Raw genomic sequence first — 19,914 nt, forward strand, 5'->3', positions numbered from 1 at the left:
TCCATGATCGACGCGGTCAGGCGGTCAGGCGGTCAGGCGGGCGAGGCGGGGCGCGTGGGGCTGTCGCTGCGGCACAGGGCACGCGCACGCCACACGCCGATCTTGCACTTTCGGTCGACGGTTCGTTCTCTTATAGGGCCTATGTCCCAGCAGGAACTGCAAGATCGCCGGGTGGGGCCGGGGCCTGGGCGGCGGGGCTGGAACCGGGCGGGCCGGGCGGGGGCCTGAACGGGCTGGGCTGGGACCGGGCGGGCCGGGCTGGGACCGGGGCCGGAACGAGGCCGTGGCGGGCGGACCGGGGCCGGGCTGGGACCGGGCGGGCCGGGCTGGGACCGGGGCCGGAACGAGGCCGTGGCGGGCGGGCCGGGACCGGGGCTGGGCCGGGGACGCGCGGGGTGAGGTGAGGCGGGGCGGGGCCGGGGTACGGCCGTGGCACGCCGGGGGTGGTGGGGTGGGTTAGAGGGTGCAGTTGATGAGGACTGGTTCGGGATGCAGGGTCACGCCGAAGCGGGCGTGGACCTGGTCGCGGATGGTGCGGGCCAGGGTGAGCAGGTCGCTGGTGTGGGCGGTGCCGCTGCGGTTGGTCAACGCCAGGGTGTGCTTGCTGGAGATGGCCACTCCACCCTCGCCGGGATGACCCTTGGTGAAGCCGGCCTTGTCGATCAGCCAGGCGGCGCTCACCTTGACCAGGCCGTCCGCCCCGGGCCAGGCGGGCGGGTCGCCCAGCTCGGCGGAGCGTTCGAGGAGCTGTTCGTACGTCGCGCGGTCGAGCACCGGGTTGGTGAAGAAGGAGCCGACCGAGCGAGTGTCCGGGTCGTTGGCGTCGAGCACCATTCCCTTGCCCGCCCGCAGCCGCAGCACCACCGTCCGGGCGTCGGCCAGCGGCACCTGCTCGCCCACCTCGACACCGAGGGCTCGGGCCAGCTCGGCGTAGCGCACCGGCCCGGAGAGCGGAGACCTGGTGAGTCGGAAGTCGACCGAGAGCACCACCCAGCGGTCCACGTACTTGAAGATGCTGCCCCGGTAGGCGAAGCCGCACCAGGCTGCGGGGATGACCTGGCGGGTGCCCTCGACCCGGTCGTACACCTCGACGCCGGTGATCGTCTCGGCGACCTCCTGGCCGTACGCGCCGACGTTCTGGATCGGGGTGGCACCGGTCGAGCCGGGGATGCCGGACAGGCACTCCAGCCCGGCCCAGCCGTTGGCGACAGTGGCAGCGACGAGGTCGTCCCACGGCTCGCCGGCGTCGACTCGTACGGTGACCGAGGTCGTGTCCTCGGCGATGACCCGCATGCCACGGGAGCGCACCAGCACGACGGTGCCGGGGAAGCCGGCGTCGCCGATCACCACGTTGCTGCCTCCGGCCAGGATCAGGACCGGCTCCGTCGCGGCGCGTACCGCCTGGACGAGCTCGTCGGCGCTGCCGGCGGCCACGATCCGCTCGGCCGGTCCACCCGTTCGCAGGGTGGTGTAGCCGGCGAGTGGACCGGGGATGGCACGATCGGCGTCGGTTGTCGGCTGGGCGGAGGCGTCTGGCACGCCCTTCACCTTAGGCTGACAAGTAGCCGTGGCACCCACTGGTCGCCCGGCACCCCCGGGAGGATGGCGATGAGCAGACTGCAGGGCAGCAAGGATTTCTGGATCGGGGCGCTCCGGACGGAGGGTCCGGCTTTCGCGGCAGCGGTGGCCGAGGCGCCGCCGGAGACACCGGTGCTGTCCTGTCCGGGCTGGACGGTCAACGACCTCACACTGCACCTGGCCGGCTTCTACCACTGGGTGTCGTCGTTCGCTGGTTCCGGCCAGACGCGCCAACCGCCTCGGTGGGAGAAGGTCGAGGCCGACCCGGGTGTGAACGCGCTGCAGCTGTGGCAGCAGGGTTACGACCGGATGATGACCCTCTTCGACGGGCTCGACCCCGAGGCACCGGCGTGGAACTGGGCCCCGCAGCCGAAGAAGGCCGGTTTCTGGCCGCGACGGACGGCGCACGAGACGGCTGTGCACCGCTGGGATGCCCAGCTCGCCATCGCCGCCGGCGACCCGGTGGAGGCGAAACTCGCGGCCGACGGGGTGAGTGAGGTGCTGGACACCTGGCTGCCGGCGGGCCGGCGGCAGGTGCCGGGTGACTGGCACGGGGTGGTGCAGCTCTGCGCGACCGACGCGGCCCAGGAGTGGTATCTGCGGTTGCGGGGCGAGGGGGTGGCGCTGCTCGACACCGCGACCATCTTCGACCACGACGATCACCACGCGCGCGCCCAGGTCAGCGGCACCGCGAGCGACCTGTTGCTGGCGCTCTGGGGGCGGGTGAGCTTCGAGACGCTGGACGTCGTCGGTGACCGCAGGCTGTTGGACGGTCTGCGCACCGGCTGAGCGACGCACCACGAACGAGGGCGTCACCCCCATTGGGGGTGGCGCCCTTCGTCGATGTCGGGGGTTGCCTCGCCTGCCGGACGCCGCACTGGCGGTGAGCGTTCATCACGGGACCACAACGCCGAGAGAGCGCTCTCTTGACAGTGGGTTGGCGACACACCACAGTGTCGTGAGAGCGCTCTCTTAGCCATCTGCCATCACCCGCCCGCCTTGAGAGAGGTCGATAAACCATGGCTGTCTTCCCGCGCCGCCGCCTCGCCGCGGTGGCCCTCGTCGCCACCACCGCCCTGCTCGTCACCGCTGGCTGCGGCGGCGGCGACGAGCCGGGCGACGGACCGGTCACCCTGACCGTCGACGTCTTCGGCCAGTTCGGCTACGAGCAGCTCTACCAGGAGTACATGACAGCGAACCCCGGCGTGAAGGTCGTCGAGCGCGGCACCGGCACCAACCTCGACGAGTACTCGCCGAAGCTCACCCAGTGGCTCGCCGCCGGCCGGGGCGCCGGCGACGTGGTGGCCATCGAGGAGGGCCTTCTTGTCGAGTACAAGGCCAATCCGGCGAACTTCGTCAACCTGCTGGACCACGGTGCCGCCGAACTCAAGGGCAACTTCCTGGAGTGGAAGTGGAACGCCGGCCTGACCGCCGACGGCAAGCAGCTCATCGGCCTCGGTACCGACGTCGGCGGGATCGCCATGTGCTACCGCAAGGACCTTTTCCAGAAGGCCGGCCTGCCCACCGAGCGTGACGAGGTCTCCAAGCTCTGGCCGACCTGGCCGGACTACATCGCCACCGGTGAGAAGTTCGTCGCGGCCAAGACCGGGGCGTCCTTCCTCGACGCGGCCACCAACACCTTCAACACCATCCTGCTCCAGACCGCCGGCAACAGCAGCGGCTACAGCTACTACGACACCAGCGAGAAGCTGGTCGTCGACAGCAACCCGGCCGTGCGACAGGCCTACGACACCACAATGGACATCATCGACTCGGGCCTCTCCGGCAAGTACGGCTCCTGGTCCGAGGAGTGGGTGTCCGCCTTCAAACAGTCGAAGTTCGCCACCATCGCCTGCCCCGCCTGGATGACCGGTGTCATCGAGCAGAACTCCGGACCGAGCGCCCAGGGCAAGTGGGACATCGCCCGGGTGCCCGGCAACGGCGGCAACTGGGGCGGATCGCACCTCGCCGTGCCCAAGCAGAGCAAGCACCAGGCCGAGGCGATCAAGCTGGCCAAGTTCCTGACCAGCGCCAAGGGTCAGATCGGCGCGTTCAAGGCCAAGGGCCCGCTGCCGTCGTCGCCGCAGGCCCTCGACGACCCGGCGATCACCGGCGCGACCAACGCGTACTTCTCGGGGGCACCGGTCGGAGCCATCTTCGGCACCGGCGCGAAGAGCCTGAAGCCGGTCTACATGGGCCCGAAGAACCAGGCCGTACGGACCGAGGTGGAGAACGCCGTACGGACCGTGGAGCTGGGTCAGCGCAGCCCCGCGCAGGGCTGGACCGACGCGGTGACCAACGCGAAGAAGGCCGCCGCCAAGTAGCCCAACCAGCGTGCGGGCGGGCTCCGACGACAGGAGTCCCGCCCGCACGGCGGAAAGGAGTTTCCGGGCATGACCGTCCAGCTCGACGCCCGCCCGCCGGTCGTACCGGCACCCCAGCGCCCGTCAGGTCGGCTCAGCCGGCTCGACACCCGGTTCTCGCCGTACCTCTACATCGCCCCGTTCTTCCTGATCTTCGGCGTCTTCGGGGCGTACCCGCTGGCGTACACCTTCTGGGTCTCGCTGCACGACTGGGACCTGCTCGGAGTCGACCACCCCTTTGTCGGGGCGGAGAACTACACCCGGCTGCTGGCCGACGCCGACTTCTGGCACGCGCTGGTCAACACGCTGGGGATCTTCGTGATCTCGACCGTCCCGCAACTGCTCGCCGCGCTCTGGCTGGCCAACCTGCTCAACCGCGGCCTGCGGGCGCGTACCGGCTGGCGGATGGCCGTGCTCGTCCCCAACGTCACGTCCACGGCCGCGGTGGCGATCGTCTTCGGGGTGCTCTTCGGCCGCGAATTCGGCATGATCAACTGGATGCTCGACCTGGTCGGGCTGGACGCGATCGAGTGGAAGTCCAACCGGCTGGCGTCCTGGGTGGCCATCTCCGCCATGGTCGACTGGCGGTGGACCGGCTACAACGCGCTGATCCTGCTGGCCGCGATGCAGGCCATCCCCCGCGACCTGTACGAGGCCGCGGCGATCGACGGCGCCAGCCGGGCCCGACAGTTCTGGTCGGTCACCGTGCCGCTGCTCAAGCCGACGATCATCTTCTGCACCATCATCGCCACCATCGGCGGTCTGCAACTCTTCACCGAGCCCCGGATGTTCAACTCCGGCACCAACCCGATCCGCGGCGGGCCGCTGCGCGAGTCGCAGACGCTGACCATGTACATGTTCGAGAACGCCTTCGCCCCGCACTACAACTTCGGGTACGGCTCGGCAGTGGCCTGGCTGCTCTTCGCGCTCATCGCGATCGTCGCGGCGGTCAACGTGCTCATCCTGCGTCGCCTCGGTGGCGGGGACCGATCGCAGAAGGGAGCGGCGCGATGAGCCGACTCTGGCGGGCCAGCCCGCTCACCTACCTCGCCCTGGTCGTCGCCGCCGGCCTGTCGGTCTTTCCGATCTGGTGGATGTTCGTCGTCGCCAGCCGCAGCAACGACGCGATGGGCCAACTCCCACCCCCGGTCACCCCCGGCGGCAACCTGGGCGCGAACATCGCCCGCCTGTTCGACAACAGCGACGCGTACTTCCTGACCGGCCTGATCAACTCGGCGGTCGTCGCCACCACGGTGACCGTCTCCGTGGTGTTCTTCTCCAGCCTGGCCGGGTTCGCCTTCGCCAAGCTCAGGTTCCGCGGCCGTAACGCCATGCTGCTGGTGATCATCGCGACCATGATGGTGCCGACGCAGCTCGGCGTGATCCCGCTCTACCTGCTCATGAGCAAGCTGCACTGGAACGACCGACTGCCCGCGGTCATCGTCCCGGTGCTGGTCACCGGGTTCGGGGTGTTCATGATGAGGCAGTACGCCGGCCAGGCCATCAGCGACGAACTGATCGAGGCCGCCCGCATGGACGGCTGCGGGACCGCCCGGATCTGGTGGCACGTCGTGGTGCCCGCCCTGCGTCCCGCCGCCGCCGTCCTCGGTCTGCTCACCTTCATGACCACCTGGAACGACTTCCTCTGGCCGTACGCTGTACTGAACGACCCGGCGAATCCAACAGTGCAACTGTCCCTACGCGCACTGTCGGACGGGTATTACCAGGACATGTCGCAGGTGTTCACCGGAACGGCCATCGCGACGCTGCCCCTGCTACTGGTCTTCGTGTTGTTCGGCCGGCAGATCATCGGCGGAATCATGGAAGGTGCGGTCAAGGCGTGAACGAGCGGAGCGAGTCAACCAACCGACCCGGCAACGAGATCCGGTTTCCCGAACACTTCCTCTGGGGGACGGCCACCGCCGCGTACCAGATCGAGGGTGCGGCCCGCGACGACGGTCGCGGTCCGTCCATCTGGGACACCTTCAGCCGTACGCCCGGCAAGGTGTACCAGGGTCACACCGGCGACGTCGCCTGCGACCACTACCACCGGTACGCCGACGATGTGGCGCTGATGGCCGAGCTGGGCCTGCGGGCGTACCGGTTCTCGGTGGCCTGGCCGCGGATCCAGCCCGACGGCACCGGCCCCGCCAACCCCCGTGGACTGGACTTCTACGACCGACTCACCGACACGCTGCTCGACCGGGGAATCGACCCGATCGTCACCCTCTACCACTGGGACCTGCCGCAGGCCCTGGGCGACCGGGGTGGCTGGACCAACCGGGACACCGCCGAACACTTCGCCACCTACGCCACAGCGGTGTACGCCCGCCTCGGCGACCGGATCGACGTGTGGACCACGCTGAACGAGCCGTGGTGCTCGGCCTACCTCGGTTACGCCAACGGCCTGCACGCTCCCGGCGAGCAGGATCCGGCGGCGGCCTTCACCGCCGTACACCATCTGCTGTTGGGGCACGGCCTGGCGGCGCGGGCGTTGCGGGCGGCCGGCGCGCGCAGCGTGGGCGTCACCGTCAACCCGGCCGACGTACGCCCGGCCGACCCGCAGAGCGCGGCCGACGCCGCCGCGGTCCGCCTGGTCGACGGCCTGCACAACCGGATCTTCCTCGACCCGCTGCTGGCCGGCGGCTACCCGGACGACGTCCGCGAGCACGTGGCCCGGATCGTCGAGCCGACGTTCATCCGCGACGGCGACGAGAAGGTGATCGCCGCCCCGATCGACCTGCTCGGCATCAACTACTACGCCCCGACCTACGTCGCCGGTCGGCCCGACGGCGGCGGCAACGGCGCGTACCCGGGCACCGAGGGCGCTGTGCACTTCCTGCCACCGGCCGGGCCGCTCACCGACATGGGTTGGATGATCGAACCGACCGGGCTCACCCGGCTGCTGGAGCGGATCGCCGCCGACTACCCAGGTGTGCCGCTGCTGATCACCGAGAACGGCGCGGCGTTCCCCGACAAGCCCGGCGCCGACTCGCCCGACGGCCCGACGCAGGTGATCGACGCCGATCGCATCGCCTACCTCGACGGGCACCTCCGCGCGGCGCACGAGGCGATCTCCCGGGGCGTGGACCTGCGCGGTTATCTCGTATGGTCATTCCTGGACAACTTCGAGTGGGCGGAGGGTTACCGCAAGCGGTTCGGGATCGTGCACGTCGACTACCTGACCCAGCGGCGCACACCGAAGGCCAGCGCCCGGTGGTACCAGGAGGTGATCTCCCGGAACGGGCTGTGACGAGCGGGGGAAAAGCGCGATGACGACGGCGCAACGGCCGACGCTCGAAGCGGTGGCAGCGCGGGCCGGGGTGTCCCGCGCCACCGTTTCCCGGGTGGTCAACGGCTCCACCACCGTCGCCGAGCCGATCCGCGAGGCGGTCACCCGGGCGGTCGCCGAGTTGGGGTACGTCCCCAACCTGGCGGCCCGCAGCCTGGTCACCCAGCGCACCGACTCGATCGCCCTGGTCATGCCGGAGGCGGCCACCCGGGTCTTCTCCGACGACCAGGTCTTCCCCGGCATCATCCGGGGCGTCAGCCAGGAGCTGGAGGCGGCCGACAAGCAGTTGGTGCTGATGCTCGCCGGCTCGCCGGCCGGGCACCAGCGGGTCGAGCGGTACACCACCGGCCGGCACGTCGACGGCGTGCTCTTCGCGTCGCTGCACGGTGCCGACCCGCTGCCCGGCACGCTGGCCCGACTCGGCATCCCGGTGGTGGTCAGCGGCCGGCCGCTCGGCGACGTGCCCGTCCCGTACGTCGACGTCGACCACGTGGCCGGGGTGACCGCGGCCGTCCGGCACATGATCGACAGCGGTCGTCGACGGATCGCGACCATCGCCGGACCACAGGACATGGTCGCCGGGATCGAACGGCTCAGCGGCTACCGCAGCACGGTCGCCGACGCGGGGCTGCCCGAGCTGATCGCCATCGGTGACTTCACCAGGGAATCCGGGTCGGCGGCGATGCGCAGCCTGCTCGCCGAGCATCCCGACCTCGACGGCGTCTTCGCCGCCTCCGACCTGATGGCGCACGCCGCCCTGCGGACGCTGCGCGAGGCAGGTCGGCGGGTGCCCGACGACGTGGCGGTGGTCGGCTTCGACGACATCGAGACCGCCGCCTACACCGAGCCGCCGCTGACCACCGTCCGGCAGCCGATCGTGGAGCTCGGCCGCCGGATGACCCGCCAACTGCTCCGGCTGGCCGCCGGGGAGGAGATCGAGCAGGCGATCATGCTTCCCACCGAGCTGATCCGCCGCGCCTCCGCCTGACCGCGCCTCCGCCTGGGAGCACCACCGCACCCGCCCCGCCCGCCGCGCCGGACCTGCCCTGCAAGATCCGCACAACTTCAGGGAAATAGTGGTCTTCGAGCCCCGGGAGGCCACTATTTCCCTGAAGTTGCTGCCTGCTGGTCGGTGGCCGGCTGCGGGAGCACACGGTTAATGCGTCGCTCCGGCGGACGATCTTGGTTAGCCTCGCCGACATGCCGGATCCTGTCGCACTGCTCAGCCGCTCCCACCAACCCGCCGAGGTCGAGGCCGTCGTCGCGGCCGTACGGACGGGGGCCTGACATGGGCATTCGTGTGGCGCAGCCCGACGATGCCCCGGGCGTGGTGGCGCTGCGGGCGATCGTCTTCCCGTACCAGGTGCGCGGCGTCGAGTCCACCCGGAAGATGATCGCCGAGCCGGTACCGGGCAGGGACTGGGCCGCCTTCGTGGCCGAGGTCGACGGCCAGGTTGTCGGATGGGTGACGGCGCAACGCAACGACTCGACCTCGACGGCCGGCTTCGGTGACATCTCCCTCCTGCACGTCCATCCGGAGCACCGGCGGCGCGGCATCGGCACCGCGCTGCTGACGACCGCGACGGGTCACCTCGCACCGCTGGGCGTCCGCCGGCTGCGCGCCTTCGCCCAGCCGGAGGCGCTGCCGTTCGCCCGTCGGCACGGCTACGAGCCCAGTCGCGAGCTGCGCTTCTCGGCGCTCGAACTGAATCCGGCCCCCGCGCTGCCGGAGCCGCCCCCGGGCGTACGGCTGCTCCCGATCTCCGACCTCGACCCGCATCGCCTCTACGTGGCGGACGTGGCCTCGGCGCTGGACGAGCCGGGCGACGTGCCGGTCGACTCGATCAGCTACGAGAGCTGGCAGTACGACGTCTGGGACAACCTGGGCCTGGACAAGGAGTCCAGCACCGCTGTCGAAGTCGACGGGGAGGTGGCCGCCTTCAGCCTGGTGAAGCGGGACGGGGACCGGATGTGGTCGGACTTCACCGGCAGTCTCCCGGCGTACCGGGGGCGGGGCCTCGCCCGGCTCGCCAAGACGGCAGCGCTGCACCGGGCCGCCGCGAACGGCGTGCGCGTCGCGTACACCTCGAACGACGAGGCGAACGGGCCGATGCTCGCGATCAACACCCGGCTGGGTTACCGCCCGGTGGCAGCCGAGTGGTCCTGCCTGTCCGACCTGACCTGACCTGACGGCACACCCTGCGTCGATCTTGCACTTCCTGTCCCGACAAGAGGGACAAAGACCCTCATGTCGACAACCGAAACTGCAAGATCGGCGGGGCGGGGGCGGGGCCCGGGCGGGCGCGGGCGGGGGCGAGGGCGGGGTCAGGGTGTTTCGGAGATCTTGCGGGCGGTGGCGTACGTGTCGGCGCCTAGGAGGACCAGGCGGGCTTCGGTGACCGTGGCGGGGGTGGCCGCGCGCAGCACCGCCAGCGCCTGACCGACAGCGTCGTCGAGCGGCCAGCCGTAGATGCCGGCCGAGATCAGCGGGAAGGCCACAGTGCTCGCGCCCAACTCGTCGGCCACCCGGAGGCTGTTGGCGTAGCAGTCGCGCAGCAGCGCCGAGCGGTCCTCGCCTGCCGACCAGACCGGCCCGACGGTGTGGATCACCCAGCGGGCCGGCAGCTCCCCGGCAGTCGTTGCCACCGCCTGGCCGGTGGGCAGGCCCCTGCCGTAGCGGGACGCCCGCAGTGCCCGGCACTCGGCCAGGATGGCCGGCCCGCCGCGCCGGTGGATGGCACCGTCGACCCCACCGCCACCGAGCAGGGACGAGTTCGCGGCGTTCACGATGGCGTCCACCCGCTGGGTGGTGATGTCGCCCTCGACCAGGCTGATCTCCATGTCAGCTCTCCTCGATCGGCTGGCCGAGCGAGCGACGGGCCAGCAACGTGGCACCGGCGACCGCTGCCGGCATGATCAGCACGGCGCCGAGCGGGATCAGGAAGCAGAGGAAGACGGCCACTCCGAAGCCGAGCGCGGTGGGTCGGTCGGCCTTCAGGATCGTCCGGCGCTGCGGCAGCCGCATACCGCGCCGGTAGAACGGCGCCCCGACCAGCTCCACGGCGAGGAACCACCCGCCCACGGCCGCCCCGATGACCGGGACGACCGTCTGGCCGACCACCGGGATGAAGCCCGCGAGGAAGAGCGGGATGCCGACCAACGCCGTGAGCGCCAGCAGGCGTACCGAGTCGGCGAGGCTACGGCGCAGCGACGACCAGAAGGGCACGTCCACAGCGCCCGGCGTGCCGCCGTACCGCTGCTCGACCTGCTCGGAGATCTTCTCGTAGAACGGGTCCCCGATGACCAGGGTGACGGCGGTGAAGGTGAGCACGCCAAGCAGGCCGCCGACCCCCAGGAAGGCCAACCCGGCGATCACCCGGACCAGGCTGCGCCCGGTGCTCGACCAGTCGTCGGCGAACGGGGTGACCAGCGCGGCGAGATCGTCCACGAAGTACACCAGTGTGGCGAGCGCGGCCAGGAAGAGCACGCCGGAGATCAACGCCGGCACGATGCCGAGCAGCATCAGCCCCGGGCTGCGGACGTAGAGGCCCAACCCACGCAGGAGCAGCCCCGCCCCGGCGAGGAAGCGTCCGACGACCCCGGTCACCGGGCTGGCGATTCTGCTGGCATCCACGATCGAGCAGCCTAACCAGAGGTGATCGGATCCGCCGGGCGGAGCGCTAGCAGCGAGCCGCCGCTTACACATCAACCGGTTGACGGACGGCAGCGATCCACCGGGGACGCCGAGGTTCGTCGCTGACCGGTCGATTCGCCGGCGGGCCACCGCGACCACCCTTGAGGGGTACGAAGTCAGCGGCGGCGAAAGGCGACACGATGCCGGTCATCGAGGTGACCCACCTGAAGAAGCGGTACGGCGACCTGGTGGCGGTGGACGACGTGTCGCTCACCGTGGAGGCCGGGGAGATCTTCGGCGTCCTCGGCCCGAACGGCGCCGGCAAGACCACCACTGTGGAGTGTGTGGCCGGGCTGCGTGTCCCCGACGGGGGCGGGGTGTCGGTCCTCGGGCTCGACCCCCGCCGGGACGCGGCCCAGCTACGCCAGCGGGTCGGGGTGCAACTCCAGGAGAGCCAACTGCCGGACCGGTTGCGGGTGGCCGAGGCACTGGAGCTGTACGCCTCGTTCTACCGCAACCCGGCCGACCCGACCGAGCTGATCGACAAGCTGGGCCTCGGCGACAAGCGGAACACGGCGTACAAGAAGCTCTCCGGCGGCCAGAAGCAGCGGCTCTCCATCGCGCTGGCCCTGGTCGGCAACCCGGAGATCGCCATCCTCGACGAGCTGACCACCGGGCTGGACCCGCAGGCCCGCCGGGACACCTGGGGCCTCATCGAACAGGTCCGCGACAGCGGGGTGACCATCGTGCTGGTCACCCACTTCATGGAGGAGGCCGAGCGGCTCTGCGACCGGGTCGCGGTGATCGACCGGGGGCGGGTGGTCGCCCTGGACAGCCCGGCAGGCCTGGTGTCGACGGTGGCTCCGGAACAGCGGATCCGGTTCCGGCCCTCAGCTCCGCTCGACGACCGACTCCTCACCGACCTGCCCGAAGTGTCCGCCGTGCAGCGAACCGGCAGCCAGGTGGTGGTGACCGGAACCGGCGAGCTGCTGCACGCCGTCACGTCGGTGCTCGCCCGTCACCAGATCGTCGCGGCAGACCTGCGGCTGGAGCAGTCCACCCTCGACGACGCCTTCGTCGAGCTGACCGGGCACCGGCCCGCCAACTGAGAGGAAGCACAATGCACGCCTTCCGCCAGATCCTGAAGGTCGAGGCGCGGCTCTACCTGCGGGACCTACCGACGCTGCTCACCATAGTCGGGCTGCCCACACTGATCCTGGTGGTGCTCGGGTTGATTCCCTCGCTCCGCGAGCCGGATCCGAACTTCGACGGGCAGAACTTCGTCAATTACTTCGCCCCGTCGCTGTTGGTGGTCACCCTGGCCATGGTGGGGGTGAACGCGATGCCAATGGCGCTGGCCACCTACCGGGAACGCGGCGTGCTGCGTCGGCTGGCGACCACTCCGGCGCACCCGGGCGCTCTGCTCGCCGCCCAACTGGTGGTGGCCCTGGCCGCGATCCTGGCCAGCGCGTTGCTGCTCATCGTCGTCGGCCGGTTGGCGTTCAAGGTGCCGCTCCCCCGGCACCCGTTCGGCTTCACCCTGGCGTTCGTCCTCGGCACGGCGGCGCTGCTGGCGCTCGGCCTGCTGGTCGCCGCCGTGGCCAAAACCACTAAGGCGGCACAGGCCCTGGCCGTCCCACTGTTCCTGCTCACCATGTTCTTCGGCGGGGTCTACCTCCCCCGGTTCCTGCTCCCCGATGTCGTGGCGCGGATCGGCGACTACACGCCGCCCGGGGTGCAGGCGCTCCTCGACGCCTGGACCGGCACTGCGCCACAGCCGCTGCACCTGGGAATAATGGCGGTGATCGCCGTGGCGGCCGGCGCCGGCGCGGCGAAACTGTTCCGCTGGGAGTGAGCGGAGATGCGATGACCAGCAGCGGTGGGCACGACCGTCTGACCAGATGGCGAGAGCACGAGGCGATCCTTTACCGCGTCTTCCCCTTCGGCGGGCTGACTCTGGGCACCCTGCTGGCCCTCGTCGCACCGGCACCTAACCAGCCCGGGGCGCTGCCCACCCTCGCCGTCGCCGTGGCGGCCGGAGGCTGGGTCGCCTGGTTCGTCACAGTGCACCCCGGCTGGCAGAGCCGGCGCAGACCGATGGCGGTCTACTACGCCGGGCTGCTCACGTTCGCCGCCGCGCTGGTGGCCGTCAGCCCGTGGTACGGCTTCTTCGCCTGGATCGGCTACATCCACGCCTTTCCGGTGCTGCCCGGGCGCTGGCGCGTCGCGGGCGTGGTCACCACGGCCACCCTGGTCGCCACGTCGCAGGGCGGTGGTCTGTCGGTCGTGGCGTCGCACCTGCCGCTCTGGCTGTTGCTGGTGCTGTTCAACCTGGTGGTGGCCGGCTCGGCGAGCTGGTTCGCGGTGATCGCCGAACAGGAGGACGCCAGGCGCAAGCGGTTGGTGGCGGAACTCGGTGAGACCAACCGCCAGCTCACCGAGACGGTGAATGAGAACGCCGGGCTGCACGCCCAACTGCTCACCCAGGCCCGGGAGGCCGGCGTGCTGGACGAGCGGCAACGAATGGCGCGGGAGATCCACGACACCCTGGCGCAGGGATTGACCGGCATCATCACTCAACTGGAGGCGGCCGAGCAGAGCCGCGACCGGTCGGCCGACTGGCGCCGGCACGTCGACAACGCGCTCGCCCTGGCTCGGGAGAGCCTCACCGAGGCCCGCCGCTCGGTACAGGCGGTCCGCCCGGAACCGTTGGAGACGGCCCGGCTACCGGACGCCCTCGTCGATCTGGGCGGGCGTTGGTCGGCCCTGAACGGGGTACGGGCCGACGTGGCCACCACCGGCACGCCCCGCCCGCTGCACCCGGAGGTGGAGGTGACCCTGCTACGGGCCGCCCAGGAAGCGCTGTCAAACGTGGCCCGGCACGCCGCCGCGTCGCGGGTCGGGCTGACCCTGTCGTACATGGCGGACGTGGTCACGCTCGACGTCCGTGACGACGGGGCCGGCTTCGACGTCGCCGACCAGCCAGCGCCCCGTGAGCCGGGCGGCGGGTACGGGTTGACCGCCATGCGGCAACGGGTGACAAGGGTCGGTGGCGAGTTGGCAGTCGAATCCGAGCCGGGCAACGGCACCGCCATCTCGGCGTCCGTCCCCGCGCTACCCGGAGGTGCCGGTTGACCGCCCCGGTTCGGCTGCTGATCGTCGACGATCACCCGGTGGTGCGGGACGGCCTGCGGGGGATGTTCACCGGTGACCCCGATTTCGAGGTGGTGGGCGAGGCGGCGGACGGCTCGGAGGCGTTGGCCCTGGTCGCGTCGCTGCGACCCGACGTGGTGCTGATGGACCTGCGGATGCCCGGCATGGACGGGGTGACCGCCATCGGCAGGCTGGCTCGCACCGGCAGCACCGCCCGGGTGCTGGTGCTCACCACCTACGACACGGACGCGGACGTGCTGCCGGCGATTGAGGCAGGTGCGACCGGTTACCTGCTCAAGGACACACCTCGGGAGGATCTGGTTCGGGCGGTCCGGGCCGCGGCCCGGGGCGAGTCGGTGCTGGCGCCGAGCGTCGCCGGCAGGCTGATGGGTCGGCTGCGCGCTCCCGCCGAGGAACCGCTCAGTCAACGGGAGCTTGAGGTGCTCACCCTGGTGGCCCGGGGCGCCTCCAACCGGGAGGCGGCGAACCGCCTGTTCATCAGCGAGGCCACCGTCAAGACGCACCTGCTGCACCTGTACGCCAAGCTCGGGGTCAACGACCGGGCCGCCGCGGTGGCCACCGCGTACGACCGGGGGTTGCTGACGCCCGGCGGGCGGTGAGCGGCACCGGGCAGGATGGGCGGATGCGCGCGTCCCGACTGATCTCGTTGCTGTTGCTGTTGCAGTCGCGCGGGTCGATGACAGCGGGCGAGCTGGCACGGGAGCTGGAGATCTCCGAGCGGACCGTCTATCGGGACGTTCTGGCGCTCTCCGCGGCGGGCGTGCCGGTCTACGCCGACCGGGGGCGGGCCGGCGGCTACCGCCTGCTCGGGGGGTACCGCACCCGGCTGACCGGGCTGACCCGGGACGAGGCGGAGGCGCTCTTCCTCGCCGGGCTGCCCGGACCGGCCGGCGAGATGGGGCTCGCCGACGCCGTCGCGTCCGCCGAGCTGAAGGTGCTCGCCGCGCTGCCACCCGCCCTGCGCGACGCGCCGGCCCGGGCCGGGCAGCGGTTCCACCTGGACGTACCGGGCTGGTTCCGGCAGAGCACGCCACCGCCCTGGCTGCCCGAGCTGGCCCGGGCGGTCTGGGGCGACACCGTGGTGGAGCTGCGCTACCGACGCGGCGACCAGGAGGTGACCCGCCAGGTCCAGCCGTACGGCCTGGTGCTCAAGAGTGGGGTCTGGTATCTGGTCGGCCGCGTCGGCGACGATGTGCGCACCTACCGGGTGGACCGGGTCACCGGGGTCGAGGTGGGCGAGGAGAGCTTCGACCGCGACGAGGGCTTCGACCTGGCCGGGCACTGGCGCGAGCAGGCCGGGTCGTTCCTGCGGACCATGCTGCGGGCCGAGGTCGCCGTCCGGCTGAGCCCCGCCGGCCTGCGCCAGCTCCGGCACCTGGTCGATGCCCCCAACGTGTACGACGAACTGGTCGCCACCGCCGACGAGCCCGACGGGCAGGGGTGGGTCGTAACCCGGCTGCCGGTCGAGTCCGTCCAGGTGGCGTACCACCAACTGCTGGGGCTCGGCCCCGAGGTCGAGGTCATCGACCCACCCGAGCTGCGGCGGTTGTTCGCGGAGAGCGCCGAGCGGCTCGCCGCGCTCTACCGGTAGCCGGTCACGTCCGCCGGCTTGCCCGCGTCGACCACCTCGGTGATGTAGCGGAAACCCTCAGGTTGGCTGCCGTCGAGGTCGGTGAAGCCGTACACCTTGGACAGGCTGCCGGCGTCGACGGACCTGCCGTTCCAGCGGGCCTTCTCCTCGTCAGCGGCGAGCGCGGCCACCGCCCGGCCGACGAAGGCCGGGGTCTCCGAGATGAGGAAGTTCGGGTCGGTGGCGGCCCCGTCGCGCCAGTTCTCCTCGGTCACGCCGAAGTGCTCCAGCATCGCCTCGGAACGGATCCAGCCGGGGGTCAGTGCCACGGCCGTGCAGCCGTGCGGCTTCAGTTCGTGCGCCTGACTGAAGGCGAGCCGGTTGACCGAGACCTTCGCCAGGTCGTAGAAGACCGACAGCCGGTAGTTCTCGTCGTTGTACGCCTTGGTGCCGTCGCCCATCTCCACCACCAGGCCACCGGGCTTGCGGATCAGCAGCGGCAGGGCGAAGTGGCTGGTGATGATGTGCGTGTCGACGGCCAGTCGCAGGGTACGGAAGCCGGCGTCGAGCGGTTGCTCCCAGACCGGCTTGTCCCAGGTGACCAGTGGGTCGCCGCCCCAGATGTCGTTCACCAGCACGTCGAGTTGGCCGTGCTCGGCGTCGATCCGGGCGACCAGGTCGCGGACCTGATCGGGCACCAGGTGGTCGACCTGGACGGCGATGCCGGTGCCGCCGGCCGCGCTGACCAGCTCGGCGGTCTCCTCGATGGTCTCCGGTCGATCCATCTCGGAGCGGCCGGCCCGTGAGCTACGACCGGTGGCGTAGACAGTGGCCCCGGCCGCGCCGAGCTGAACGGCGATCTGCCGCCCGGCGCCACGGGTGGCACCGGCGACGAGCGCGATCTTTCCGGTTAGCGGTTGTGTCATGCCTGCGACGTTGTCAGGGATGACACAACCGACGTCCGAATTCGGTACTCGATCTAGTCGACCAGTCGGACCCGGACCCGGCGGTTGGCCCGGCCCTTGCTCTCCACCTTCACCACCTGGACCTTGCCGATCTGGGCGGTGGAGGCGACGTGGGTGCCGCCGTCGGCCTGCACGTCCAGCCCGACGATGTCGACGATCCGGACCTCCTGCTCATCCGGCGGGATGAGGTTGGACTGGGTACGGATGATGTCCGGCAGGGCCAGCGCCTCGGTGCGCGGCAGCACCCGGGTGGCGACCGAGCGGTCGGCGGCCACCTCGGCGTTGACCAGCTCCTCGATGCGACTCTTGAAGTCCGGGGGCACCTCGGGGAGGTTGAAGTCCATCCGAGCCTCGCCCGGTTCCATCGAGTTGCCGGTCACGAGCGCGCCGAAGTCGCGGAACACCACACCGCAGAGCACGTGCAGCCCGGAGTGGGTACGCATCAGCCGGGTGCGGCGCTCGTCCTCCACCGCGCCGACGACCTCGGTGCCGACCGGCGGCAGCGGGTCACCCTCGGCGGGAATCAGGTAGGGGTCGTCGCCCTTGCGGGTGCCGACGATCCGGGTCTGCACGCCCTGCCAGAGCAACACACCGTGGTCGGGTGGTTGGCCACCACCGCCCGGGTAGAACGCCGAACGGTCCAACACGATGCCCTGCTCGGCATCGGAGTGCAGGACCGTGCACGTCCATTCGCGCACTGTCGGATCGGCAAGGTCCAGCCGGTGCGTCCGGCCGTGCTGTGTGACGCCCATGACAGGGCAGGTTACTCGTTAAGGAAGCCGGAGATGCGGTCCCGCAGATCGGCGCGTTCCGACCAGAGCACGCCGGGCCGGTCGTACACGTGCAGGGTGGCCTGGGGAAGCGCCACGGCGAGCCGCTCCGCGACCTCGACCGGGTGCAGGTCGTCGCCCGCGCAACCGATCACCAGCGCCGGTGCGGTGACCGCCGTCAGGTCACCGATCTGGCGCAGCGGTGTCTGGTCGGTAAGCGTGGCCAGACCGTCGGCGAGACCGTCGCGGAGCAGTTGGTCGAGCCGTTGTCGCAGGTAGGCCCAGCCGGCCGGGGTGTTACGCACCGCCGGGGGCAACTCCAGCGTGACGATGTCGGCTACCGCCGAGGCGTCGCCGCTCTCCACCGCCTCCAGCAGGTCGGTGATGCGCTCCCGGGCGGCCGGCCCGCGTGGCTCGTCGAGGACCGCCGGCAGGAAGAAGACCAGCTTGTCGAAACGCTCCGGGCTCTCCACCAGGAGTCGGCAGAGGGCACCCGCGCCGAGACTCGCGCCGAACGCCCGGCTGGCGCCGCCAAGGTCGGCGATCGCCCGCAGATCCCGGGCCAGGTCCAGATAGTCCCACGGCCCGTCCGGGGCTTCGGAACGGCCGTGACCGCGGAACTGGAAGAACACCTTGCGACCGTTCACCCCACTGCCGAACGGTCGGGTGGTGGCGATGCCGTTGCCCAACCCGTGCGCGAACACGGTGACCGGATCACCGGTGCCGGTGACCAGCCGTTCCAGCCGCACGCCGTGCGGGGTGGTGATCAGCTCGGTCTCCGGCTCCGGCAGCGCCGGCCGGCCGGTACGCGGCCCACCCGGCCCGGGACCCCAGGTGCGGGGCCCGCTGTCGGGTGGGGGCGGCCAGCGAAAACCTCTCACCAGAACCCTTTGCCGTCACCGAGTTCGCGGAGGCCGATTCGGACATCGAGCAGGTAGATCAGACCGGCGGCGATGCCGACCAGTCCGAAGAGACTGATCGGACCGAAGCCGAGCAGGGTGAGCACGAGGCAGACCGCCAGGATGGCGATCCAGCCGCCCTTGGGCAGCGTCCCGATGGCGGGGAAGGCGTCGGAGCGCTGCGTGATCGCGTGCACCAGGGCGACACCCTGAACGATCAGCGCGAAGACGAGCAGGATCAGCTGGATCACTTCACGGACGGCGAAGGCGAAGATCGGCGCGGCGTTGGCCATGCCGGCCAGTTTATGTCCACGACCCCGGCTACGTCCGACAAGGACGCCACCGGGGTCGCGGCCACGTGAACTACTCGGCTGCCGGACGGGTCCGCTTGGTGGCCCGGGGAAGCTTCGCCGACGGGGCCTCGACCGGCTTGGCGGCCTTCGGCGCGCGGGCGGCCTTCTTGACGGCGGCCGGCTTGGCCTCGGCGATCTCCGCCACGTCGGCCGGGGTCGGCGCGTCGGTGGGGGCCGCAGCGGTGGGGGTGGCGGCAGCGGTGGGGGTGGCGGCCGGCGCCACGGCCTCGGTGGCCTCGATGTCGGCGTTGACCGTCTCGGCGGCCTCCAGCACGCCGGCACCGACGACCCGCTCGCCCCGGGCGACCAGCGCGCCGTACGCCGCGAACGCGCGCTCCTGGGCGACCTGGGCGCTCGCGACCACCAGGGCGGCGTTGCGGGTCGCGGCGGCGCGCAGCTTGTCGATGTCGGCGGCCTCGCGCAGCTTCGCCAGGTCGGCGGTCTCGTTGGCGGTGCGCAGCGTCTCGGTGGCCTTCTGCTTCAGCTCGAAGCCGGTCAGCACGGCCCGGCCGCCCAGGTCGGCGACGACCCGGGTGCTGAGGACGCCGACCACGGCCGGCAGCTTGCGCAACTGCTCGATGGCCAGCTCACCGGCGCCGGCTGCGGCGTAGATCGGGGCGGGGATGCGGTTGGTCTTCGGCTCGCTCATGACGTCTCCTCTTCGGCCGCCTCGGCGGCCTTCTTCTTCTGGGGGATGCTGGTGCTGCCCGGGGCGGGAGCGGTGCCCGCCTCGGTGACGGCGACCGACTCGAGCACGGCCTCGGTCGGGGTGCCGCCGACGGTGGTGGGGCCGGTGGCGGCCACGTTGGCCAGGTCGGCGGCCTGGCTGGCGGGCTGGTCGGCGGCCTGGTCGGCCTGCGCCGTCTCGGCTTCGGCCAGCCGGGTGTTCTCCCGGCGGAACGTCTCGTAGATCTGACTGAGCGACTGCTTCTGCGCCATCGTCAGGTCGGCGTCCACGGCGATGGCGGCGAGCACCCCGTGACCTTCCTTGTCGTCGAGCAGACCGGCGCGCAGGTACATCGCCGGCGTGGAGACCCGCAGCGCGCTCGCCAGTTGCTGGAGCACCTCGGCGCTGGGCTTGCGCAGGCCGCGCTCGATCTGGCTGAGGTACGGGTTGCTGACCCCCGCCTGCTCGGCGAGCTGCCGTAGCGAGATCTTGGCGTTGCGCCGAAGATCGCGGATGAACCCGCCGACATCGGGAAGGTCCTTGGGTGTGGCCATGGCAGCGACGCTAACCGCCCGCGCTAGCTGTTGCAAGCAAAACGCTAACCATAGTTAGCAAGGTCTCAGGACCCCGTTTGCGCGCCGCTCAACCG

Annotated in this window: 21 protein-coding genes; 12 read left to right on the forward strand and 9 right to left on the reverse strand. The window is 71.0% G+C overall.

Going from position 1 to position 19,914, the window contains the following annotated elements:
• Window positions 1–456: 456 nt before the first annotated feature.
• Entirely contained in the window at window positions 457–1,539 is a 1,083-nt protein-coding gene (locus ABZU43_RS08060) for a UDP-N-acetylmuramate dehydrogenase (RefSeq protein WP_355005785.1), read from the reverse strand.
• A 69-nt stretch (window positions 1,540–1,608) separates the two neighbouring features.
• Here ABZU43_RS08060 and ABZU43_RS08065 point away from each other — a divergent pair, with 69 nt between their 5' ends.
• The 7 genes from ABZU43_RS08065 to ABZU43_RS08095 all read left to right on the forward strand — a co-directional run bounded on the left by ABZU43_RS08065 (window position 1,609) and on the right by ABZU43_RS08095 (window position 9,418).
• A complete protein-coding gene (locus ABZU43_RS08065) occupies window positions 1,609–2,367 on the forward strand; it encodes a maleylpyruvate isomerase family mycothiol-dependent enzyme (RefSeq protein WP_355005786.1) in 759 nt (252 codons plus the stop codon).
• A gap of 230 nt (window positions 2,368–2,597) precedes the next feature.
• A complete protein-coding gene (locus ABZU43_RS08070) occupies window positions 2,598–3,902 on the forward strand; it encodes an extracellular solute-binding protein (protein ID WP_355005787.1) in 1,305 nt (434 codons plus the stop codon).
• Between the two features lie 69 nt (window positions 3,903–3,971).
• A complete protein-coding gene (locus ABZU43_RS08075; RefSeq protein WP_355005788.1) occupies window positions 3,972–4,955 on the forward strand; it encodes a sugar ABC transporter permease in 984 nt (327 codons plus the stop codon).
• On the forward strand, window positions 4,952–5,785 hold the full coding sequence (locus ABZU43_RS08080; protein WP_355005789.1) for a carbohydrate ABC transporter permease: 834 nt from the start codon (window positions 4,952–4,954) through the stop codon (window positions 5,783–5,785). Before ABZU43_RS08075 ends, ABZU43_RS08080 begins: the two co-directional genes overlap by 4 nt.
• Window positions 5,782–7,194 carry a GH1 family beta-glucosidase gene (locus ABZU43_RS08085; RefSeq protein ID WP_355005790.1) on the forward strand — a complete coding sequence of 471 codons (1,413 nt, stop codon included), beginning with the start codon at window positions 5,782–5,784 and terminating at the stop codon, window positions 7,192–7,194. Before ABZU43_RS08080 ends, ABZU43_RS08085 begins: the two co-directional genes overlap by 4 nt.
• Window positions 7,195–7,213: 19 nt before the next feature.
• Window positions 7,214–8,221 (forward strand): LacI family DNA-binding transcriptional regulator, encoded by a 1,008-nt coding sequence (locus ABZU43_RS08090; RefSeq protein WP_355005791.1) that lies wholly within the window; start codon window positions 7,214–7,216, stop codon window positions 8,219–8,221.
• Window positions 8,222–8,521: 300 nt separating this feature from the next.
• Entirely contained in the window at window positions 8,522–9,418 is an 897-nt protein-coding gene (locus ABZU43_RS08095) for a GNAT family N-acetyltransferase (protein ID WP_355005792.1), read from the forward strand.
• A 140-nt stretch (window positions 9,419–9,558) separates the two neighbouring features.
• Here ABZU43_RS08095 and ABZU43_RS08100 read toward each other — a convergent pair whose 3' ends face one another.
• Both ABZU43_RS08100 and ABZU43_RS08105 read right to left on the reverse strand, forming a co-directional pair.
• On the reverse strand, window positions 9,559–10,074 hold the full coding sequence (locus tag ABZU43_RS08100; protein ID WP_355005793.1) for an O-acetyl-ADP-ribose deacetylase: 516 nt from the start codon (window positions 10,072–10,074) through the stop codon (window positions 9,559–9,561).
• Between the two features lies 1 nt (window position 10,075).
• Entirely contained in the window at window positions 10,076–10,867 is a 792-nt protein-coding gene (locus tag ABZU43_RS08105; protein WP_355005794.1) for an EI24 domain-containing protein, read from the reverse strand.
• Between the two features lie 200 nt (window positions 10,868–11,067).
• Here ABZU43_RS08105 and ABZU43_RS08110 point away from each other — a divergent pair, with 200 nt between their 5' ends.
• From ABZU43_RS08110 to ABZU43_RS08130, 5 genes are read left to right on the forward strand one after another with little or no spacing between them, the layout of a single operon-like run.
• Window positions 11,068–11,976: an ABC transporter ATP-binding protein gene (locus tag ABZU43_RS08110; protein ID WP_355005795.1), complete on the forward strand. Its 909-nt coding sequence runs from the start codon at window positions 11,068–11,070 to the stop codon at window positions 11,974–11,976.
• 11 nt (window positions 11,977–11,987) lie between these two features.
• Entirely contained in the window at window positions 11,988–12,722 is a 735-nt protein-coding gene (locus ABZU43_RS08115; RefSeq protein WP_355005796.1) for an ABC transporter permease, read from the forward strand.
• Between the two features lie 11 nt (window positions 12,723–12,733).
• Window positions 12,734–14,002 carry a sensor histidine kinase gene (locus tag ABZU43_RS08120; RefSeq protein ID WP_355005797.1) on the forward strand — a complete coding sequence of 423 codons (1,269 nt, stop codon included), beginning with the start codon at window positions 12,734–12,736 and terminating at the stop codon, window positions 14,000–14,002.
• Entirely contained in the window at window positions 13,999–14,640 is a 642-nt protein-coding gene (locus ABZU43_RS08125; protein ID WP_355005798.1) for a response regulator transcription factor, read from the forward strand. Before ABZU43_RS08120 ends, ABZU43_RS08125 begins: the two co-directional genes overlap by 4 nt.
• Window positions 14,641–14,663: 23 nt before the next feature.
• Window positions 14,664–15,632, forward strand: coding sequence for a YafY family protein (locus ABZU43_RS08130; RefSeq protein WP_355005799.1), 969 nt, complete (start codon window positions 14,664–14,666; stop codon window positions 15,630–15,632).
• Here ABZU43_RS08130 and ABZU43_RS08135 read toward each other — a convergent pair.
• The 6 genes from ABZU43_RS08135 to ABZU43_RS08160 all read right to left on the reverse strand — a co-directional run bounded on the left by ABZU43_RS08135 (window position 15,623) and on the right by ABZU43_RS08160 (window position 19,819).
• The gene (locus tag ABZU43_RS08135; protein ID WP_355005800.1) at window positions 15,623–16,537 is read right to left on the reverse strand and encodes an SDR family oxidoreductase; all 915 of its coding nucleotides are present in this window, start codon (window positions 16,535–16,537) and stop codon (window positions 15,623–15,625) included. The two genes, ABZU43_RS08130 and ABZU43_RS08135, sit on opposite strands and share 10 nt — an antisense overlap.
• 53 nt (window positions 16,538–16,590) lie before the next feature.
• Entirely contained in the window at window positions 16,591–17,328 is a 738-nt protein-coding gene (locus ABZU43_RS08140) for an alanyl-tRNA editing protein (RefSeq protein ID WP_355005801.1), read from the reverse strand.
• Between the two features lie 11 nt (window positions 17,329–17,339).
• Complete coding sequence (locus ABZU43_RS08145) at window positions 17,340–18,227, reverse strand: alpha/beta hydrolase (RefSeq protein ID WP_355005802.1); 888 nt, start codon at window positions 18,225–18,227, stop codon at window positions 17,340–17,342.
• On the reverse strand, window positions 18,224–18,538 hold the full coding sequence (locus ABZU43_RS08150) for a DUF2516 family protein (RefSeq protein ID WP_334507220.1): 315 nt from the start codon (window positions 18,536–18,538) through the stop codon (window positions 18,224–18,226). Before ABZU43_RS08150 ends, ABZU43_RS08145 begins: the two co-directional genes overlap by 4 nt.
• A gap of 70 nt (window positions 18,539–18,608) precedes the next feature.
• A complete protein-coding gene (locus tag ABZU43_RS08155; protein WP_355005803.1) occupies window positions 18,609–19,247 on the reverse strand; it encodes a hypothetical protein in 639 nt (212 codons plus the stop codon).
• Window positions 19,244–19,819 carry a helix-turn-helix transcriptional regulator gene (locus ABZU43_RS08160; RefSeq protein ID WP_355005804.1) on the reverse strand — a complete coding sequence of 192 codons (576 nt, stop codon included), beginning with the start codon at window positions 19,817–19,819 and terminating at the stop codon, window positions 19,244–19,246. The genes ABZU43_RS08155 and ABZU43_RS08160 overlap by 4 nt, the downstream gene beginning before the upstream one ends.
• Window positions 19,820–19,914: the final 95 nt, after the last annotated feature.

This window comes from Micromonospora sp. NPDC005205, assembly GCF_040608275.1.
In the GTDB taxonomy this organism is placed as follows: Bacteria; Actinomycetota; Actinomycetes; order Mycobacteriales; family Micromonosporaceae; genus Micromonospora.

What these genes read in the sequence shown, in the direction of transcription:
- ABZU43_RS08065 (WP_355005786.1), top strand. Translation starts at nt 1,609, where the DNA reads ATGAGCAGACTGCAGGGCAGCAAGGATTTCTGGATCGGGGCGCTCCGG.
- ABZU43_RS08070 (WP_355005787.1), top strand. Translation starts at nt 2,598, where the DNA reads ATGGCTGTCTTCCCGCGCCGCCGCCTCGCCGCGGTGGCCCTCGTCGCC.
- ABZU43_RS08075 (WP_355005788.1), top strand. Translation starts at nt 3,972, where the DNA reads ATGACCGTCCAGCTCGACGCCCGCCCGCCGGTCGTACCGGCACCCCAG.
- ABZU43_RS08080 (WP_355005789.1), top strand. Translation starts at nt 4,952, where the DNA reads ATGAGCCGACTCTGGCGGGCCAGCCCGCTCACCTACCTCGCCCTGGTC.
- ABZU43_RS08090 (WP_355005791.1), top strand. Translation starts at nt 7,214, where the DNA reads ATGACGACGGCGCAACGGCCGACGCTCGAAGCGGTGGCAGCGCGGGCC.
- ABZU43_RS08095 (WP_355005792.1), top strand. Translation starts at nt 8,522, where the DNA reads ATGGGCATTCGTGTGGCGCAGCCCGACGATGCCCCGGGCGTGGTGGCG.
- ABZU43_RS08100 (WP_355005793.1), bottom strand. Translation starts at nt 10,074, where the DNA reads ATGGAGATCAGCCTGGTCGAGGGCGACATCACCACCCAGCGGGTGGAC.
- ABZU43_RS08110 (WP_355005795.1), top strand. Translation starts at nt 11,068, where the DNA reads ATGCCGGTCATCGAGGTGACCCACCTGAAGAAGCGGTACGGCGACCTG.
- ABZU43_RS08115 (WP_355005796.1), top strand. Translation starts at nt 11,988, where the DNA reads ATGCACGCCTTCCGCCAGATCCTGAAGGTCGAGGCGCGGCTCTACCTG.
- ABZU43_RS08120 (WP_355005797.1), top strand. Translation starts at nt 12,734, where the DNA reads ATGACCAGCAGCGGTGGGCACGACCGTCTGACCAGATGGCGAGAGCAC.
- ABZU43_RS08130 (WP_355005799.1), top strand. Translation starts at nt 14,664, where the DNA reads ATGCGCGCGTCCCGACTGATCTCGTTGCTGTTGCTGTTGCAGTCGCGC.
- ABZU43_RS08135 (WP_355005800.1), bottom strand. Translation starts at nt 16,537, where the DNA reads ATGACACAACCGCTAACCGGAAAGATCGCGCTCGTCGCCGGTGCCACC.
- ABZU43_RS08140 (WP_355005801.1), bottom strand. Translation starts at nt 17,328, where the DNA reads ATGGGCGTCACACAGCACGGCCGGACGCACCGGCTGGACCTTGCCGAT.
- ABZU43_RS08150 (WP_334507220.1), bottom strand. Translation starts at nt 18,538, where the DNA reads ATGGCCAACGCCGCGCCGATCTTCGCCTTCGCCGTCCGTGAAGTGATC.
- ABZU43_RS08155 (WP_355005803.1), bottom strand. Translation starts at nt 19,247, where the DNA reads ATGAGCGAGCCGAAGACCAACCGCATCCCCGCCCCGATCTACGCCGCA.
- ABZU43_RS08160 (WP_355005804.1), bottom strand. Translation starts at nt 19,819, where the DNA reads ATGGCCACACCCAAGGACCTTCCCGATGTCGGCGGGTTCATCCGCGAT.